15 protein-coding genes and 1 pseudogene are annotated in these 18,566 nt (G+C 60.6%); 7 read left to right on the forward strand and 9 right to left on the reverse strand.

Features of this window, described 5'->3' with window-relative positions; genetic code table 11:
* Positions 1 to 55: 55 nt before the first annotated feature.
* Positions 56 to 397, reverse strand: a pseudogene (locus LDL32_RS09140) (DNA primase); the annotation flags it as partial.
* Between the two features lie 89 nt (positions 398 to 486).
* Between LDL32_RS09140 and LDL32_RS09145 the strand changes: the two are divergent.
* Entirely contained in the window at positions 487 to 762 is a 276-nt protein-coding gene (locus LDL32_RS09145; RefSeq protein WP_233066129.1) for an HU family DNA-binding protein, read from the forward strand.
* A gap of 77 nt (positions 763 to 839) precedes the next feature.
* On the opposite strand, the gene LDL32_RS09150 is transcribed toward LDL32_RS09145, so the two are convergent.
* Together LDL32_RS09150 and LDL32_RS09155 are read right to left on the reverse strand one after the other, a co-directional pair.
* The gene (locus LDL32_RS09150) at positions 840 to 2,042 is read right to left on the reverse strand and encodes a DUF932 domain-containing protein (protein WP_233066131.1); all 1,203 of its coding nucleotides are present in this window, start codon (positions 2,040 to 2,042) and stop codon (positions 840 to 842) included.
* Between the two features lie 138 nt (positions 2,043 to 2,180).
* Positions 2,181 to 4,253, reverse strand: a complete 2,073-nt coding sequence (locus LDL32_RS09155; protein ID WP_233066133.1) for a ParB/RepB/Spo0J family partition protein — start codon at positions 4,251 to 4,253, stop codon at positions 2,181 to 2,183.
* 599 nt (positions 4,254 to 4,852) lie between these two features.
* Here LDL32_RS09155 and LDL32_RS09160 point away from each other — a divergent pair.
* Complete coding sequence (locus LDL32_RS09160; RefSeq protein WP_233066135.1) at positions 4,853 to 7,243, forward strand: membrane-bound PQQ-dependent dehydrogenase, glucose/quinate/shikimate family; 2,391 nt, start codon at positions 4,853 to 4,855, stop codon at positions 7,241 to 7,243.
* A gap of 84 nt (positions 7,244 to 7,327) precedes the next feature.
* Entirely contained in the window at positions 7,328 to 7,699 is a 372-nt protein-coding gene (locus LDL32_RS09165; protein ID WP_233066137.1) for a DUF2255 family protein, read from the forward strand.
* A 29-nt stretch (positions 7,700 to 7,728) separates the two neighbouring features.
* On the opposite strand, the gene LDL32_RS09170 is transcribed toward LDL32_RS09165, so the two are convergent.
* The 3 genes from LDL32_RS09170 to LDL32_RS09180 form a co-directional block, all read right to left on the reverse strand.
* Positions 7,729 to 8,943, reverse strand: a complete 1,215-nt coding sequence (locus LDL32_RS09170; RefSeq protein WP_233066139.1) for a multidrug effflux MFS transporter — start codon at positions 8,941 to 8,943, stop codon at positions 7,729 to 7,731.
* A gap of 34 nt (positions 8,944 to 8,977) precedes the next feature.
* The gene (locus LDL32_RS09175; protein WP_217420331.1) at positions 8,978 to 9,745 is read right to left on the reverse strand and encodes an SDR family NAD(P)-dependent oxidoreductase; all 768 of its coding nucleotides are present in this window, start codon (positions 9,743 to 9,745) and stop codon (positions 8,978 to 8,980) included.
* 148 nt (positions 9,746 to 9,893) lie between these two features.
* The gene (locus LDL32_RS09180) at positions 9,894 to 10,811 is read right to left on the reverse strand and encodes a LysR family transcriptional regulator (RefSeq protein WP_233066141.1); all 918 of its coding nucleotides are present in this window, start codon (positions 10,809 to 10,811) and stop codon (positions 9,894 to 9,896) included.
* Between the two features lie 492 nt (positions 10,812 to 11,303).
* On the opposite strand from LDL32_RS09180, the gene LDL32_RS09185 reads away from it, so the two are divergent.
* From LDL32_RS09185 to LDL32_RS09200, 4 genes are all read left to right on the forward strand, one after another.
* Positions 11,304 to 11,648: a carboxymuconolactone decarboxylase family protein gene (locus LDL32_RS09185; protein ID WP_233066143.1), complete on the forward strand. Its 345-nt coding sequence runs from the start codon at positions 11,304 to 11,306 to the stop codon at positions 11,646 to 11,648.
* 20 nt (positions 11,649 to 11,668) lie between these two features.
* Entirely contained in the window at positions 11,669 to 12,676 is a 1,008-nt protein-coding gene (locus LDL32_RS09190; RefSeq protein ID WP_233066145.1) for an aldo/keto reductase, read from the forward strand.
* Between the two features lie 16 nt (positions 12,677 to 12,692).
* Positions 12,693 to 13,745, forward strand: a complete 1,053-nt coding sequence (locus LDL32_RS09195; protein WP_233066147.1) for an NAD(P)-dependent alcohol dehydrogenase — start codon at positions 12,693 to 12,695, stop codon at positions 13,743 to 13,745.
* Positions 13,746 to 13,824: 79 nt separating this feature from the next.
* Positions 13,825 to 15,015, forward strand: a complete 1,191-nt coding sequence (locus LDL32_RS09200; protein WP_233066150.1) for a carboxymuconolactone decarboxylase family protein — start codon at positions 13,825 to 13,827, stop codon at positions 15,013 to 15,015.
* Positions 15,016 to 15,085: 70 nt separating this feature from the next.
* On the opposite strand, the gene LDL32_RS09205 is transcribed toward LDL32_RS09200, so the two are convergent.
* The 3 genes from LDL32_RS09205 to LDL32_RS09215 all read right to left on the reverse strand — a co-directional run bounded on the left by LDL32_RS09205 (position 15,086) and on the right by LDL32_RS09215 (position 18,541).
* A complete protein-coding gene (locus LDL32_RS09205; protein ID WP_233066152.1) occupies positions 15,086 to 15,688 on the reverse strand; it encodes a DUF2239 family protein in 603 nt (200 codons plus the stop codon).
* Between the two features lie 328 nt (positions 15,689 to 16,016).
* Complete coding sequence (locus LDL32_RS09210) at positions 16,017 to 16,484, reverse strand: nuclear transport factor 2 family protein (protein ID WP_233066154.1); 468 nt, start codon at positions 16,482 to 16,484, stop codon at positions 16,017 to 16,019.
* An 11-nt stretch (positions 16,485 to 16,495) separates the two neighbouring features.
* Positions 16,496 to 18,541: an FAD-dependent monooxygenase gene (locus LDL32_RS09215; RefSeq protein WP_233066157.1), complete on the reverse strand. Its 2,046-nt coding sequence runs from the start codon at positions 18,539 to 18,541 to the stop codon at positions 16,496 to 16,498.
* Positions 18,542 to 18,566: the final 25 nt, after the last annotated feature.

Consider the following 18,566-nt stretch of genomic DNA (forward strand, 5'->3'; position numbering starts at 1 on the left):
GAAGAAAAAATGATCTCGCAGTGAAAGTGGCCATTGACGTGAAACTCCTCATGTGAGGGGCCGATCGTGGCTCGGACTGCGGCAGACAGAGAAAGCGCCGGGCCTCGTCGGCGACATCACGAAAATCCAGCAGCCCGAGGCTTTCACGGATGATGTCGAGCAGATCGCCATGCTGCCCCGTCGCGCCATCCGTCCATTTGCCCGCGCGGCCACGTCCGTCCGGTCCACCATGCAGGCGGACATAAAGAGACCGCCCAGGGGTATTGTGGACGTCGCCGACCAGCCAGTAATTGCCATGCCGTCGCCCGGCTGAGAGGTAATGGCGACAGACCGCCTCGGCATCTTCTGCCAGCCTGCGGGCCAGATCGCCAGCATCCCATGAATGCGCATTGGTCATCTCCCCCTCCCTGCAGGCTTGATGCCGCCATGATTCCACCGTAACGGCAGAGGCAACGGGCACAGGCCCGAATGCAAAAGGATAGTCCCATGAAGATTGCCGATCTGGTCGATCATATCGCCACCACCACCGACACGAGCAAGACCGATACCCGCAAGGTGCTGGACGCCCTGGTCGAAGCGATGACCACTGCCGCCAGGGCCGGTGATGAAATCACCCTGCCGAACTTCGGCAAGTTCAAGGTGAAAGAGGTCGCCGCCCGCGAAGGCCGCAACCCGGCCACGGGTGCGACCATCCAGATCGCAGCCTCGCGCAAGCTGGCCTTCACGCCTGCCAAGGCGCTCAAGGACAGCCTGAACGACTGACCTGCCGACAGGCAAAAGGCGGCGGACCCTGTCCGCCGCCCCTTCCCCATCATGCCGGTTTCTGATGACGGGCGCGTTCATCCGACCTTCTCCATCAGCCTGCGTGCCCTGCCCTCCAGATCCAGCCGTGTGTCCTGGTTGGTCTTTGTCCGCGCCAGCGCCGTGATCCCCTGCACGAAGTCGAACACGCTCTCGGGCTTGCGGCCTTCCTCGTTCAAAACCGTTTCGATGATCTTCGTGGTTTCCGGTTTGGAGAACCCACGCCGACGCAGGAAACTTTCCCGATCATCATCGGTTCTGGCAACCAGCGCCTTGCGCGAGGCCTGAATGCCGGAGACGAACGAGGCCGGACTGGCCGTGGCGAAATTCCGCAGGGCTGGTGTCGCCTGATGCACGAAACGGGATGCTGCGAACTTGCTATGCCGGATCGTGATCTGTTCGAAATTTTCCACGCCCCAGAGCATCCTATTTTGACACACTCCGCGCAGATAGAATGACGCTATGCCGAGGCTCTTGCTGCCGACTTCCGAGTTCCAGGCGTAGAAGCCCCGAAAATAGAGATCGGGGTCGCCGTTGGGAAGGCGTCCCGCCTCGATCGGATGCGTGTCGTCGACCAGAAACAGGAAGACATCGCGATCCGATGCGTAGAGCGTGGTAGTTTCCTTGGTGATGTCGACATAGGGATTATGGGTCATGGAGGCCCAGTCGATCACGCCCGGCACCTTCCAGTTGGTATCGCCAGTGCCGTCGCCGGCGATCTTGCGCACCGCGCCGACCAGTTCATGGTCCCAGATGCGGCCGTAATCGGGGCCGGTCACGGCGCGCAGTTCCACCCGACCGTCTTCGGTCTCCAGAGTTTTCACCAGTTCGACGCGGTGCGACAGCAGCCCGTGCTGCAGGTTGATCGCCGCCAGTGGGGCCGGGAGATTGCGCAGGTATGACGATGGCGCGCCGACCAGGCTGCACATCTGGCCAAAGGACCAGTGGGTGGGTGCGATCGGGTCATTCTGTCCTGGCACGGTCAGGGTCAGGCGCTCGGCATTGTCGCGGGACGCCTCGACGCGAATGGCGCGGCTCTCCACGGTGCGGGCCGTGGCCCGATCCGCACGCGCCAAGGTCGCGGCGTGCAGATCGGACAGCGACAGGTAGCGCTCGTCATCGGGGCGCGAGAACCATTCGGACGAGACGCGGGCGCTGCGTTCGCCGCGGGAGGGATCAATCCGGAAGCCGCCGGAAGCTGCACCGCGGGACGCAGGGGGCAGGATGGTGGTTGTGGTCATGGAAAACTCTCCTCTGATGCCGGTTATTCGGCACCAGAGGCGAAGCCGCCCTCTCCCTCTTTCCGGGGCGCCGGACATGAAAAAAGCGGCTTCCGGGCACCGGAAGCCGCTGTCTCAAAGTTCCAGACCTCATAAAGGCTACTCGGCGGCGATAGCCTCCATACCCTCGTCCACCGTTGCCGTTTCAACCGGCACCTGCTCTGCACCTCCTGCCGTGCGCAACGCCTCGGGCAGCCAGCCCGAACCATCGAGCAGCCGCTCGGCCTCGCGGGCCATGTCGGGCTTCTTCAGGTGGGCAAGGCGGTCAGCCGCCTCGTCACCGCGTGCTTCGCGCACGGCCTGCAGGATGCGCGCCTTGGTCACCCGGCCGAAATAGTTCTCGACGGTCGGCTGCCAGCCTGCCTCGACCAGATCGAGGCTGAGGGCCGATGCCAGTCGATCGGCCCTCTTGAGGCGCTCGGTGACGCTGCGCTGGGACACCGCGCCATAGGCGGGCATGCGCTCGTAAAGCGCATTGATTCCGAAGGACAGGCAGTGGGCCAGCAACGCCATGCGGCTGGGATCATCCAGCCCGTCAATCCATCGCCACAGCGCATCCTCGTCCTCGGGCAGATCGTGCTTCCAGCCCTCGTTGCGCTGGCGCAGCGCATGAGCCGGCAGGCTACCCGGCATGTCGGGCGAATGGACGGGCAGGGAGATTTCGCGGACATAGGCTTCCAAGCAATCCGCACCCGGTATCTGCCAATAAACATCGCGCACCAAGGTGTGCAGCAGTTCCGTCAGGGCGATGTGCGGGTTGCTGGCAAACGCGTCCCGCAGGGCCAGCGTGCGCCAGGCCGTCAGTTCGGTGAGAAGCCGGTCGGGAAGCGGTCTGATCCCGTCTTCTTCCTCGGGTTCGACGTCTGGAGCAATGCTATCGCCCTCCTGATAACCATGGCCTGTGCTATCATGGTGCTGCCCATCATATGCGGGGCGATCGTATTCATCGGCGCTGCCCGCATCATCGGTCTCTTCCGGCTCAGTCGGCATGTCCTCGGGTAGGACGAAGCCCCGCTCCACCTGCAGCGTGCCATCGCTGGCAAGGCTGACGAAGGCCCCCGCCCGCGCCATGTCAGCGGGATCGAATGCGAGGGGACGGGCTTCCAGGGCAAGAATGGCCTGTTCGATCTCGCCCAGCTGTGCATCCACCTCATCAGGGTATTCATCGGCCTGGGCGTATTCAGCCTCGATGGCTTCCTGCTCGGCACGCAGGGCTTCAAGACGGGCTGTCTCTTCATCGGTCAGGGGCACTTCCGTGCCATCGATCTCGACGAACTGCCGTGTGTGGCCCCATGGGAATGACAGGGCGGTTTCGACCCACTTCCAACCCTCGGCGCAGACCTGTTCAGCCCCCTCCTGCAACTTTTCCATGACCAGCCGGTCCAGAATGGCCGGATCCTGCAGCCAGCCGCCGTCATCGGCTTCGAACAGGTCGCGCATGATAGGACCACCGGCCGCGAGATAGGTGTCCAGCCCGACGAAGCGCACGCGACGATCCGAGGCCCGCACGGTCTTTTCCGTCAGCATGCGGCGGATGACATAGGGTTCACGGTTATGGCTCTGGGCCACGATGTCCCAGACCTGTTCCTGACGGGCATGATCATCACTGATGGAAAAGGCCATCAACTGTTCCAGCTTCATGCCGTCCTGCTCGTAGATCTCAAGCAGTTTGTCGGACACCGTCATCAGCCGCAGGCGCTGTTTGACCACGGCCGGTGCGACAAAGAACGCTGCAGCGATTTCCTCCTCGGACATGCCCTTCTCCAGCATGTCACGAAAGGCGCGAAACTGGTCCAGCGGATGCAGGGCCACGCGCTGCACGTTCTCAGCCAGGGAATCATCCTCGGCGAGAATGGTCGAGCCGGCCTCGCGCACGACACAGGGCACCGGGGCCGTCTTCGCCAGTTTCTTCTGCTTCACCAGCAGTTCGAGAGCGCGGAACCGGCGGCCCCCGGCCGGCACTTCGTATGACCCGGTTTCTGCCCCTTCGCCGTCAAGAACGGGCCGCACGTTCAGGCTCTGCAGCAGCCCGCGGCGCTCGATATCGCGGGCCAGTTCCTCGATCGACAGGCCGGATTTCACACGCCGCACGTTGGACTGGGACAGCACCAGCCGGTTGAACGGGATGTCGCGAGAGGAACTCAACGTAATTTTGGGTACAGCGGTCGCCATGACGAAAAACTCCATGACGGGCGGACAGGAGACTCCCTCCCACCCTCTCAACCCGTCACGAAATCCGCGCAGCCCTCTGACTCTGAAGGCCCCAGACCCACCCAATCCGCAGCATTTTCCCGGCAGGAAACGACGGCAATGGGGGGAAGCAGAATGTGTGGTTTGAGCTATAAACAAGAAATAGTTGACGTTCCTTACTTCGGTACACTCGGGACGGTTTTTGACCGGTTTACAGCCCTGTTGTTGATCTGGATGCTTCATTTCCCCCCAACGTGGAGAAACGGCTTTTGACCCGCGAGTATATTGCTGTCTGCACGATTGGATACTTGTAATGAAAGACATATTCCGGCAGGAAATCAGAGGCCGTGGCATGAAGCGTACATAACGAAGTTTGTTCATCCTGACGAAACTTCATCAAAATTCAGCCATAGCCATTCCGGTGAATATTTATCACTGCAATGATGAGTATGACACAATAGGCACCTTGCTCCCCCGACTGCTAAGGTTTGCTACCAACCAATCATACCCCCTTGTTCCGTCTCAGGCAGGCCGACCTGGCACGAGCTCATGCACTACAGGGGCACCAGAGGGGCGGCCCCATGTCTCAGTCACTATCCCAGCGCCTGAAAACCCTATCTTGCATCAGCCTCGGCCTCCTGATCCTCGCGATCGGCATCTTCATGGCGTTGGGGGGCGTCTACCTGATTAGCCTGGGCGGCTCATGGTACTTTGCTCTCGCGGGTCTGGGTCTCATTGGCTCAGGCGTATCGATTGCCCGGAAACATCCGGCCGGAGCGGCCCTCTATCTGGCTATTCTCGGGGCGACCGTCGTCTGGTCCGTGTGGGATGCGGGATTGAACTTTTGGCCGCTGTTCTCGCGGCTGTTCGCACCCGCGGTTCTCGCCGTACCGGTCCTCCTTACCTGTCCGGCCATCAAGATCGGGACAGGCCAGATCTCAAAAAGGGCGGCATATGGGAGTGCTGCTTTCATTCTGCTTGCTCTCGGGATGACCGGCTATGAGGCTTTTCAGCCCCGCCCGCTAGTTGTTGCGGAAAATCTCCCGCATCCCAGGCCCGGCATTCCCGTGGGGGCAGACGCTCAGGCTGACTGGTCTCAATGGGGCCGTACACCTTCCGGAACACGTTTCGCGCCGCTGGAGCAGATCACCCCCCGGAATGTTGCGCACCTGCGGGTGGCGTGGACATACCGAACCGGTGAAATACCCACTGGCCCGGAAGGTTTTGTCGTCACGCCGCTCGCTGTGAACGGGATGCTATACGGATGTACCCAGTCGAACGTCATCTTCGCGCTTGATCCGGACACAGGCCAGGAGCGGTGGCGCTTTGATCCACACGCTCACGGCAACCTGCGCCCGCGCTGCCGAGGGGTCGGATATCACGATGCATTCCTGAACGATCGTAGCGCGCTGCCCGCTCTGCCGGGCTCGCCTGCGACTCTCTGCACGCGACGGATCATCTCGACCACGGTCGATGACCGCATGATCGCGGTGGATGCGAATTCGGGTCAGCCCTGCACCGATTTCGGCGATCATGGCGTCGTCAGCCTGCGTACCGGTATGGGGCCAATCAAACCCGGCTTCTATTTTCCGACTGCCGCTCCGACCATCGTGCATGACCTGGTGATCGTAGGCGGACTGGTCTGGGACAATGCCGAAGTCGGAGAGCCTTCCGGGGTTGTCCGTGCCTTCAACGTGCAGACCGGAGCCCTCGTCTGGGCCTGGGATCTCGGAGATCCGGCCTATTCTGGCCTGCCCCCACAGGGACAAACTTACACGCGCGGGACACCCAACGTCTGGTCGACGCCAGCCTATGATGAGGCTCTGGGTCTCGTGTATCTGCCCACCGGGAACGCGACTCCTGACTTCTGGGGCGCGCATCGGAGTGCCGCTGACGAACGGTATTCGTCCTCCATCGTAGCCCTCGATATTGCGACCGGCCAGGAGCGGTGGCGCTTCCAGACGGTTCATCACGACCTGTGGGACTACGACGTTCCCTCGCAGCCAGCCCTGTATAATGTCCCCGATGGGCGAGGCGGCACCATTCCCGCACTCATCCAGACCACCAAGCGTGGGCAGATCTTCATGCTTGACCGGCGTACCGGCAAGCCTGTGGCTGACGTTCAGGAGCGTTCAGTGCCGCACGACACGATGGCTGATGACCATGCCGCGCCGACGCAGCCCTACTCGGTGGGAATGCCGGCGATCGGCACCCGGCCGCTGGACGAACATCGCATGTGGGGGATAACGCCGCTCGATCAGATGATGTGCCGCATCAACTTCCGCAGAGCGCATTACGAAGGTGATTTCACACCACCCGGAGACCGGACAGCCATTCATTTCCCTGGCTGGTTCGGGGGCATGAACTGGGGATCTGTCTCAATCGCGGAAAATCTGGGGTACCTGATCGTCAATGACATCCGCATGGGTGTTACCACACGCCTGATTCCCCGTGCCCTTTATGATGCCGCCCATCATGGCCCGGACGCCGAAGGAACGGGAGCCGCCCAGGCCGGCACACCGTGGGGTGTCGTGCAGGGGGCTTTCGTCTCGCCGCTGGGTATTCCGTGTCAGGCGCCGCCCTATGGCACACTGACCGCTATCGACCTCGCAACGCGGAAGATCGCCTGGCAAATTCCGATGGGCACGGTTCAGGATCTCGGTCCCTTTGATCTGCCGACCCATCTGCCAATCCCGATCGGCATGCCGACACGGGGCGGTCCGGTCACGACCGGGAGCGGTCTCATCTTCATGGCGGGAACGCAGGATTTCTACCTGCGCGCCATGGACGTGCGGACAGGCCGGGAACTTTGGAAGGGCCGTCTGCCGGTCGGGGCGGAGACCACGCCGATGACCTATGTCTCGGCGCATAGCGGACGCCAGTTCGTGGTCATTGCCGCCGGCGGTACCGAGGCCAGCAGGAAAATGGGCGATTACGTCGTGGCCTTCGCCCTTCCCGATAACGGCAGATAGCCTGATGGCCATCTGCCTCCTGATTTCGACCGTCTCGCCTCGCTGCGGGGGACGAAGAGACATCGACAGGAAAAGGAGTGTGGTATGTGGAACAGGGCCGACCTTGAGATCATCGATCAGGAAGATGGCATTCGGATCGCACCATTCAGGGAAGATGGCAGAACACCGGGAACCCCGACCTATATCTGGGCGGTGCGTGTGGGCGATGCACTTTATGTGCGTCCTTATAGCGGGGCGCGTTCCAGTTGGTACCGGGCTGCCATAAAGCAGGGAGCCGGGGAAATTGTTCTGAATGGCCGGGTCTTCGGGGTCAGATTCGAAGCGGCCGACCCTGCTGTCCTTGATGCCGTGGATGCGGCCTATCGTGCAAAATACCACGCCAGCCAGTATCTTCCTCCCATGATTGCTGGTGGCCCAAGGAATGCGACGGTCAAAGTCCTGCCACGCACGGAATGATCCAGGCTATCCAAAGAAGCAGAGGATATTCACCTGCGCATTCTCTGATGACTACCCCGGTGGAGACAGGCACAGAACAGGCTGCCGGTCGCCGCCAGCCCAATTACCCATCCCATGGGCCATGGTGTTCCGTCGGCACATGCGCTGACCAGAGCCGCAGCCAGCATGCCGCAGCCATATTGCAGCGCGCCGACAAGGCCCGCGACTGTCCCGGCGGATCGCGAAAAGTCTTCCATCGCAAGGGTGATGGAATTGGCAAAGATAAATCCGCTGGATGACACGAAGAAAAATACCGGAACAAACACTCCCCATATCCCCCACCAGCCCGTCCAGGCATCGAAAGCCAGAAGGCCGCCGGAGAATGCGGCGAGGCAGGAGCCACAGCGCAGCATCTGCCGGGCACCATATCGTGTCACCAGGCGCCCATTGAGCAGGTTGGCGCACATCATGCCGACGATTCCCGCTCCGAACAGGAATCCGTAAAATTGCGGCCCGACATGATAGTACGAAATATAGACAAACGGACTGCCCGCTACATATGCAAAGCTGCCGCCATAGATCAGCGCGCCGGCTCCGGCTGTCCCCATAAGGCGCCGATCGAGAAGCAACGCGCCATACCCGGAAAGGACCCGCAGGAAAGAGCCTCGAACCCGCCGCCCGGACGGCAGGGTTTCGGGCAGTGTCCAAACGGCAAGCAGAGCCGCAAGGCCGATGACGACGAGCGTCCAGAAGATCCCGCGCCAGTCGGCGAGGCGCAGAATCTGGCCGCCCACCAGCGGCCCGGTTAGGGGCGCTACCGCCATCACGGTCATGAGGGTCGACATCATGCGTGCAGCCCGATCACCGTGGTAGAGGTCCCGGACCATGGCACGCGAGAGCACGACGCTCGCGCAGGCGCCTGCCGCCTGGACGATCCGGCAGCCGAGCATGACACCAATGCTTTCCGCGAGCGCACAACCTGCCGAGCCGAGGATAAAAAGGGTCAGTCCCACGCTGATCGGAAGACGGCGACCGAGCCTGTCGCTGATCGGCCCCCACGCAAGCTGCCCCAGACTGAACCCGACCAGATAGCCGGACACGGTCAGTTCCACCATGCCGCTGGTTGTGCCCAGGGACGTTCTGATGTCCGGCATGGCGGGCAGGTAGAGATCGGTCGAGATCGACGCGAACCCCATCAGAAGACCCAGAATGGCCAGAACATGTCCGGGCTGCCGGACAGCACTGCCCGGGTCCATACCGGTCATGCCCTGATTGCGGTTATCAACGTGTCTGTCCCAATCAGTGAGCCGTAAAGCCCCCGTCGACGGGCAATGCCACGCCCAGGACAAAGCTCGCACCGGGACTGCACAGCCACAGCACGGCGGATGCGATCTCGTCGGAACGACCCAGACGCCCGATGGGCTGTTCCTTTAGGATTTCCTTGATGGCATCGGCCTGCTCGACCAGCATGTCAGACACCATCGGCGTGTCGATCGTTCCAGGACAGATCGCATTGATCCGCACGCCACGCGGCGCGTATTCCATCGCCGCACTCTTGGTCAGCCCGATCACCCCGTGCTTGGACGCATGATACGCAGCACGGCAGGGCAGACCGACAAGACCGCCAAGCGAGGAACAGTTGACGATCGCGCCGCTCCCCTGCTGACGCATCTGAGCCAGTTCATGCTTCATGCAGGCCCAGACACCGCGCAGATTGACCGCGTTGACCAGATCGAAACTCGCCGCCGGCTCATCGGCTGCATCACAGGGAGGCACCTGAATACCGGCATTGTTGAACGCCATGTCGAGACGGCCGAACGCGGCAACGGTCTGCGCGACCATGGAGGCCACCTGATCTTCATCGGCGACGTCGCAGATGATCCCCAGCGCTTTGTGGCCTGCGGCGATCAGGTCATCTGCGGCGCGCTTCACGCCGTCTGCATTGACGTCGGCGAGCACGACGGCGGCGCCGGACTGCGCAAAAGCCTGGGCGGTCGCCAGTCCCATACCGGATGCGGCACCGGTAACGAGGGCAACCCGGCCCTTGAAATCATAGAAAGGATTCATCGTGTTTTCATCCGTTCAGGGGCGGCCTTCTTCTGGCCAACAGGAACCACCTGAAACAACAGGCGGATTTGGCTGCTGCTCTATCCTAAACTAATGATTGCCCGTTTGGTGTTGAGCATCCCCCAGTGCGGCGATGAGTATATTTCATTTAAAAGCCGAGCGGACGCATCTCGCGAATCAGATCGATCAGGAGTTTCAGTCCCGATGGGACCTGCTGGCGGCTGGAATAGTAGACATGATATCCCGGCCCGGTGGTTGACCAGTCCTCCAGAACGATCCTGGCCGCCCCCTCGGAGACAAGCTGTGCCTGAACCGGTTCCGCCGCAAAAAACAGTCCCGCTCCGTTTCGTGCCAGAGACAGGCCGGTCTGACTTTCATCAATCGTGACCGTCCCGGGGACATGCACCGCGAATTCCTTGCCGTCACGCTGGAATTCCCACTGATAGATGCTTTCATCGCCCAGTCTTATGCGCAGGCAGCGATGATCCTTCAGGTCATATGGTGTTTCTGGTGTTCCGAAACGTTCCAGATAGGCCGGGGCTCCCGTGACAACCCAGCGGATATCCGCCGACAGACGCTGGACAATCATGTCCTGCGGGACGGTCCCGCCATATCGGATACCGGCATCGTAACCGTCCCTGACGACGTCAACCATCCGGTTGCTCGACGTGATCTCCACGTCCACATCCGGGTACCGGTCCATGAAAACAGGCAGGACCGGGCCGAGCAGCAGGGGCGCCGCATCGGCGACGACATTGAGGCGAATACGTCCGATCGGGCTGTCACGAAACCGGTTCAGTTCTTCGACGGCCTGCCCGATGGCTGCGAACGGCGCCGTGATGGAATTGCAGAGTTCTTCACCCGCCGCCGTCAGGGTGACGCTGCGGTTGGTTCGATGAACGAGACGGATACCCAGTCGGGTTTCAAGTCCCTTCAGAGCATGGCTGAGGGCCGAAGCGCTGATTCCCAGTTCCAGCCCGGCCTTGCGGAAGTTCCGATGCCGGGCAATGGCAAGAAAATAGGTGAAATCGGCAAGATCCGAACGGCCGAACTGCATGATATGCATGAATGTTCCTCGTAACTTACGATCGACTCAGAATGTCTCCCCGCCATCAGAATCAAACCAGATGAAGTGAATCCCGTGCCGATCGCCTGACATCATAGCAACACATGCTCTTGCATGACGCGAATAATTCATTGCAACGATGACTTTCATTCATCAATAGCCCTTGGTTCCGAGGTCAAATAGAACAATTTTCCGCGGAAAACAGCCGGATTTCTGGTTTCGGCAATGTTGTTCCCGACATTGCAAAAGCATCTGCGCAGCGGGACCCGCCTCTCGCGTTCGGTTGCGACCTGTGCCTCTGAAGCGCATGGTGATCTGGCAGGAGAGAGGCTGACCTGATCGTTGTCCGCCGTCGCTGGTTCGATCTTCAGGGCATTCCATTGCGTCTACGTTGCCATCGGTTATCGGGTGCGCTTCGCGGAGCGGGCTGAATCGGCGCCTCTCGATACAGGCGGGATACATGCTCTGCAAAACGACGAAGGAGAGCAATTGATGGCAGACGAACCTACGGCCGCGCGCCAGTCATTCGGGGACATCGCTCCCGAGCTTGCAGAGATCTCTGACAAGGTCCTGTTCGGGCAGGTCTGGGCCGGAGCGGGTCTGTCGTCCCGCGACCGCAGCCTTGTCACGATCACCAGCCTGATCTCCCTCTATCGGGAAAACGAACTGCCTTTCCATATGAAGAAGGCGCTGGAGAACGGGCTGACGAAGGACGAGATCATCGCGGTGATCACGCAGCTCGCCTTCTATTCCGGCTGGCCGACCGCCATGACCGCGCTCAGCATCGCCCGCCAGGTGTTCGCTGACGCCGATGCGGCTCAACAATCCGATCGCTAAAAGACACAGAGAGATTCCCTATGGACTATCGCTATCTCGGACAAAGTGCCCTGAAGGTCTCCCCGCTCTGCCTCGGCGCCATGATGTTTGGTGGTGAGACGGACGAGCAGACAGCACAGCGTATCATTGATCGTGCCTGTGAACAGGGGGTCAATTTCGTCGATACCGCTGACGTGTATCATGGCGGCAAATCGGAAGTTGCTGTTGGCAAGGCCGTTGCCGCCCATCGTGACGACTGGGTGATTGCCACCAAATTCGGATATGGCGGCCCCAGATCCGGCCCCAACCAGCAGGGCCAGTCCCGCAAGTGGATCATGCAGACCGTCGAGGGCAGCCTGAAGCGCCTGAACACCGACTACGTCGACATTCTCTATTTCCACCGCGCCCTGGTCGATGCCCCCCTTGAAGAAGGTCTCCGCGCCATAAGCGACCTCATCCGCCAGGGGAAGGTGCGCTATTATGGACTGTCCAATTTCCGGGGATGGCGGATCGCAGAGATCGTTCGCCTCGCGGACGCGCTCGGCATGGAACGCCCTGTCGTCAGCCAGCCGCTCTACAACATCGTGGATCGTACCTGTGAAGTCGAACAGCTTCCGGCCGCAGCGGCTTATGGGCTGGGGGTTGTGCCCTACAGCCCGCTGGCACGCGGCGTTCTGACGGGCAAATACGCTCCCGGTTCCTCTCCGGCAGCGGATACGCGCGCCGGTCGGGGCGACATGCGGATCATGCAGACGGAATGGCGTCCGGAATCACTGGAGGTCGCCCAGAAGATCGCGTCCCATGCCAAAGACCGAGGGACGACACCCATCGCCTTCGCGTTGGCGTGGGTACTGAAAAACAGGCTGGTCAGCGCCCTGATCGCAGGCCCGCGTACGGAAGCGCACTGGGAGAGCTACTGTGCGGCGCTCGATGTCACCCTGACACCCGAAGACGAGGCCTTTATCGACAGCCTGGTCAGGCCCGGCCATGCGTCCACCCCCGGTTATACGGACCCCGGCTATCCGGTCGAAGGCCGCAAGACGGCCTGAAAGAAGGATGCAGACAATGAAGACACATGGTTTTTTTGCCGAGAGTGCCGAAGCTCCCCTGAAGCCGTTCTCCTTTGATCGCCGCGATGTTCGCAGCAACGATGTCGCCATTGAAATCCTGTATTGTGGCGTCTGCCATAGCGATCTGCATCAGGCCCGCAATGACTGGGGCAACACACTCTACCCCTCCGTGCCGGGACACGAGATCGTTGGCCGCGTCACGGATGTCGGCAGTGACGTGACCCGTTTCAGGGTCGGCGACAAGGTGGCTGTCGGATGCATGGTGGACAGTTGCAGCCACTGCGACCAGTGCCGTCAGGGTGACGAGCAATATTGCCGGGAAGGCGCGACGTGGACCTATAACGGGGTTGACCGGGTCACGAAGGAGGTGACGTTCGGGGGCTACTCCCGGCATATCGTCGTCCGTGACGATTTCGTTCTCTTCGTTCCCGAAACTCTCGATCTTTCGCGGGTTGCTCCCATCCTGTGCGCGGGCATTACGACCTATTCGCCACTGCGCTTCCGCAATGTAGGACCTGGTTCGCGGGTTGGGGTCGCCGGTCTGGGCGGACTGGGCCATATGGCAGTCAAGCTGGCTGCGGGGCTGGGGGCGGATGTTACGGTCATAAGCCGTTCAAAATCGAAAGAGGATTCCGCCCTTGCTCTGGGTGCGGACAGGTTCCTCGTCTCGACCGACGAGCAGGCCATGAAAGAGGCTGCGGGCAGTTTCGACCTCATCATCGACACCATCCCGGTGCAGCATGATGTCTCCGAGTTTTTTCCCCTTGTCGATATTGATGGGGCAATCGTCATGGTCGGTCAGCTCGGTGCGACACCCGCATTCAATACAAGTCCGCTCCTGATCGGCCGCCGCCAGCTTGCCGGGTCCATCATTGGTGGCATCGCCCAGACCCAGGAACTTCTGGATTTCTGTGGTCGGAAAAACATTCTCGCCGACTGCGAGATGATCAGGATGGACGAAATCAACGAGGCTTTCGTCCGGCTCGAAAAAGGTGACGTCCATTACCGGTTCGTTATCGACATGGCCTCGTTCCCGGAAACGGTCTGAGGGTCTGGATGGGGAATCCGCCCCATCTCTTTTTATTGCACTCTTGTTTTTATGATTTTCCGGTCGTGAGGTATCTGCAGTGAAAACAGGCTGGATAGCGGGACTGTTCCTGTTGATCGTACCGCGTGCCGCTATGGCACAGCCAACCGATCAGCACAGCCAGGACCCGCTGCACACGCTGACTCCGGAACTTGCGCGCTATACTGACCATGTCCTTACCGGGGACATCTGGAAGCGGCCAGATCTCTCCCCCCGTGATCGTAGTCTGGTGACGATCGCCATCCTGATTGCCAGCGGCAACGGGCAGCAGCTTGAACGGGAAGTGCAACGGGGACTGGATAACGGCCTTCACCCGACCGACCTGACCGCTACTGTCACGCACCTGGCCTTCTATTGCGGATGGCCGAATGCACTGTCGGCCCTGGATGTCGTGCAGCATGTGTTTGCCGAACGTCATATCCATGTCGAGATCCCAAGCTCAGGGAACAAGCCGTTACTGCCGGTACCCGCCTCTGACGGGGCAAGGGAAAAACTGGTCAATGACCATGTCGGGCCGACAGATCCCAAGCTTGCAACCCTGACGAATGAAGTTCTGTTCGGCGACCTGTGGCGTCACCCGGATCTGGCCCCCCGTGACCGGAGTCTGATTACCATCGCGGCCTTGGCTGCGGACGGGGATGACGATCAGCTTGGGTTTCATATCCAGCGTGGGATCGAAAACGGTCTGACCCGCGCCCAGATTGCCGAGACGCTGACCCAGCTTGCCTTCTATCGGGGCTGGCCCAAAGCACTGGCTGCCGTGACGGCTACCCAGAAAGCGCTTGCAGCGCCGTCCCCCGATACGCAGACAGACGCACCACCAATCCGGGTCTACCGGCTCGCATCTAAGGCGACACTGGCCCCTGCGGTCAATTTTACAGGACACGCGGCGCTCAACACACCATTCCAGGGCACGGGAGGCGCCAGTCTTCTCGGTGCCACGGTGAGCTTCCAGCCCGGCACGCGCACAAGGTGGCATACACACCCCCATGGCCAGATGCTGGTTGTCATGTCCGGTCATGGGTGGGTCCAGGCTGAAGGCGGACCGGTGTACGACATGCTGCCCGGGGACGTCGTCGTCATCGCCCCCAATGTCAGGCACTGGCATGGAGCGACGAATACAAGCGCCATGTCGCATGTCGCCATTGCGGCCAACGACGAAAAAGGACAGTCGGTATATTGGCTCGAATACGTGACAGATACCCAATACCATGGTCCTCAAAGGCAGTAAGGCTCTCATCAGTTTCAGGACCATTATAATTCGGGATGTCCGTTTTTCGCGCCATTATTTTCCTGATTTGTTATAAGCAGACTTCTGCTGGTTGATCCTGAAGAAGCTTCATTACATAGATTTTTACGTCTTCCGGCCACAGCGCGAGAATTGTCCCCAGCTTTTCGAAATCGCGTGCAAAAAGTGCACGTGAAGCCTCTTCAAATTGCGGGTAATCGCCCGCCAGCGCAGACATGAAACGATAGGTACGCTCATGGGCAAGACGTATGACTGTCTCGTCACCATCTTCCTGGCGTGCCTTGTCAATCAGCCGACGCAGTGTCTGAGACGCCCCTCCCTGCTGCTGGGCCAGCCAGTCCCAATGTCGGGGCAGAAGTGTGATCTCGCGCGCAATCACTCCCATTTTCGGACGTCCTGGCCGCTTTTCAGGGGGTGTATCTGACATTTTTCCATAGCTGGAAAGGCGAGATACCAGTTCGGTTGTTGTGCCATGCAACTCGACATCAATGACACTGCCTGTTGCATCCTCAAAAATCAGGACAGGGTTCTGGGCGGCGTTCACGACCGGATTGAGGGCGAGCGCTACATCCACCAAGGTACCAGCAGCAACCTGCTTGGACCCTACGAACGCGGTGCAGCGTGCTGCCAGTTTTTCGTTGTTCATATTTTTCATAGTTATACCCGGGTATAACAAGTTAAATAACGAGTCAATATGCCCGGATAAATCGCAAGGAGCGAAGGATGGTCATCGCTGAAAGGTGACGGTGATATCTTGTTCGAAAACCTTATAAATCCGAATGGGCATTGGAATGCCACCAACTGGCGGGCCCACCATGCTGGATTAGCCTACAGTTGCATTTTATGATGAGTTCTGACTCCTTGGATCACCATGATTCAGGATTTCATGAATGGCGGGGCGCGAATTGAAGAGACGCTGGAACTGTGGACACGTGGCCTGCTGAACCGCAAGAGTTAAGCGCAATCCAACGTGTTCGCGGCGCTCAGCTAGCGCGAGCGGGCGCGGATTGCTCGTTCAGCATCATGCCGTAATGAACATTGACGGCAGCGATGCGCCATCCGTCGACTGTGCGGCGATAGCTGATGTCCTCGCTCATGAACACCTCGTTAGGCGGACCGCCATTGCGCCGGCTGGCAATCCAGAACAACCAGTTGCCCGTCGCCGCATCGCCATCCACTTCCAGGATCGGGTTGGTATAGCTGTGCATGGAGAAATCCGTGTGTTCGGTCTTCTCCTGCAGCGACGTCATGATGTTCTCCAATCCCACGACCGTCAGCTTCATCGCCAGACTTTCCCAGCGCGCATCCTCCGTAAAAATCGACGACATGGCATCGACATGCACCGATTTGCCATTCCAGCCCTTGTTGATATGGAATGCATAGCGCGCAGTCAGGGTGCGGATCTCTTCCAGATCCTCGAGGCGACGGATGCGTTCTTCCAGTGCCGGCATGATCGTTCCCCCTATAATGCCGCCGATACACTCTCGAACGCCATCCGCAGTACGGTCGCAGGATCCTGCGGCAAATCGGCGAAGCGCACGGCGATCACCCCGTCCGGACGGACCAGCATCGCCCCGCTTCGTCCCAGCCCCAATGCGCTTCGCAACGTATCCACGTCTTCAGGAATGAAATCCACACCTGCCAGCAGACGCGCAACGCCCTCAGGCACTGGCCATGCCGCATCCATCGTCAAAACCGTCCAGCCCGTGCCCAGCAGGTCGAGCGTCGAGACACGCCTCTTCTCGCGCATCACCCACAGATGCGGCAGGCGGGTACCCGGCTGTCCGGCCCATTGATCGGGACGCAGAGCGGCGGGCAACGCGTCGGTCGTTCCGATCACCGCGGAGGAACGATAGAGCGCTCCGAACTCCATGGCGTCGTCATCGATCATGGGCTCGTCGACGGCATGTCCCGCCGCATCGCGCCGATAATCGGGACGGACAAAGATCTGCTGGTGACGACACCAGGCCACAGGACGTCGCTCGGCATCATACGTGTCCAGCAAAGCGGTATCGGCATGACCTGCCAGCACGGCGGCCAGCTTCCATGCCAGATTATGGGCATCCGCGATGCCGGTATTGGCGCCATAGCCGCCACGCGTCGGCGGCAGGGCATGGGCGGAATCCCCGGCCAGAAATACCCGTCCCGACGCAAAACTGTCCGCAACCAGCGCTCCCAGTTCCCAGACGCCTGTCGTGATGATCTCGATCGGCAGATCATCGCGACCGATCGCCTTGCGGATCGCGGCTTGTAATGCTTCCTCGTCCCGCTCGATTTGATCCTTGAACATCAAGACCCAGCGCCCGTCCTGATAGGTCGTCAGAAACGCTTTCAGATCCGGCTGATCGATCTCGAACTGCGTGACGCCCCGCGCCAGATACTCCTCCAGCGGCGCGCGAAACAGCACACTGCGCACGGTGCGGATCGGACCCCGTCCGCTGCGGGACATACCAAGGGCCTCGCGAACTGCGCTCTTCGCACCGTCCGCCGCGATCATATACGACGCACGGATCACAGACACCGCCGAACCGTCACGCGGACGGACGGTCGCACTTACCCCTGTTGCGTCCTGCGTAAAGTCGATCAGTTCGACAGAGGTGCGAATATCCGCGCCGAGTTCGACTGCTCGGGCACGCAGGATCGGTTCAAGCCGGTCCTGTGCGATGGCCGCCCCACGACAGGGCGAATAGACCGCTTCATTATCCTTCGCACCGTCCGACCACGATGACTGCTCGAACCATTCCTCCGCCAGGCTTGCCACCCGAGCCCGGATCAGCCGGAAATCCGCAGGTGCCTCGGGCACCCTGTCGCCGATCCCGACTGCGCGAAACAGTTCCATCGTGCGCGGCGTATAGCCGATCGCACGCGGGTGGGGCGACGAACCCGCATGTTTCTCTACCACGATCACTGGCACGTTCTGCCAGGCCAGGAACATCGCCGCCGACAGCCCCACCAGACTGCCGCCAACCACCAGAACCGGGTTGGGCGACGTGGCGGCAGCTATCCGTTGGAACAGCCGCGCTTCATATGTCGGGATAGCCGCAGACGGATCACGCGTTTCCAACAGGGCACGCACCAGTTCGTCAGCATCGCGCACAGTCATGTCATGGCTATCGATGCTCGGATGCGCTGCGGTACCGATCAAGACAAGACCAGGCACTGTCGTCCACGAGGTCGCGGATGGGGCTGCGATCAACGGTCGCACAACCGAGTCCGGGCCGTCGGCTCCAACCACGACACCCGCCACTATCGCCGTGCCATCGGACAAGGCAAGGCGATGACAGCCGCGATCGTCCGTGGATGTCAGCCCGGTGACGCTCCGGTTCCACTGGATTGCCTCGTCGGGAAACATGCTGCCTTCACCCTTTTCGGGACGCTTCCCGCTTTCGATTACCAGAACGTCCAGCCCGGCCGTCAGCATGGCCGTTGCGAAATGCCGGCCGGCTACGCCCGCCCCGATCACCACAAGGCGGTGAAATTCGTCCGATGCGGCGGAAATTTGCGCCATGATGTGCCCTTATGTCTTATTATAC

The organism is Komagataeibacter sp. FNDCF1 (genome assembly GCF_021295335.1).
In the GTDB taxonomy this organism is placed as follows: domain Bacteria; phylum Pseudomonadota; class Alphaproteobacteria; order Acetobacterales; family Acetobacteraceae; genus Komagataeibacter.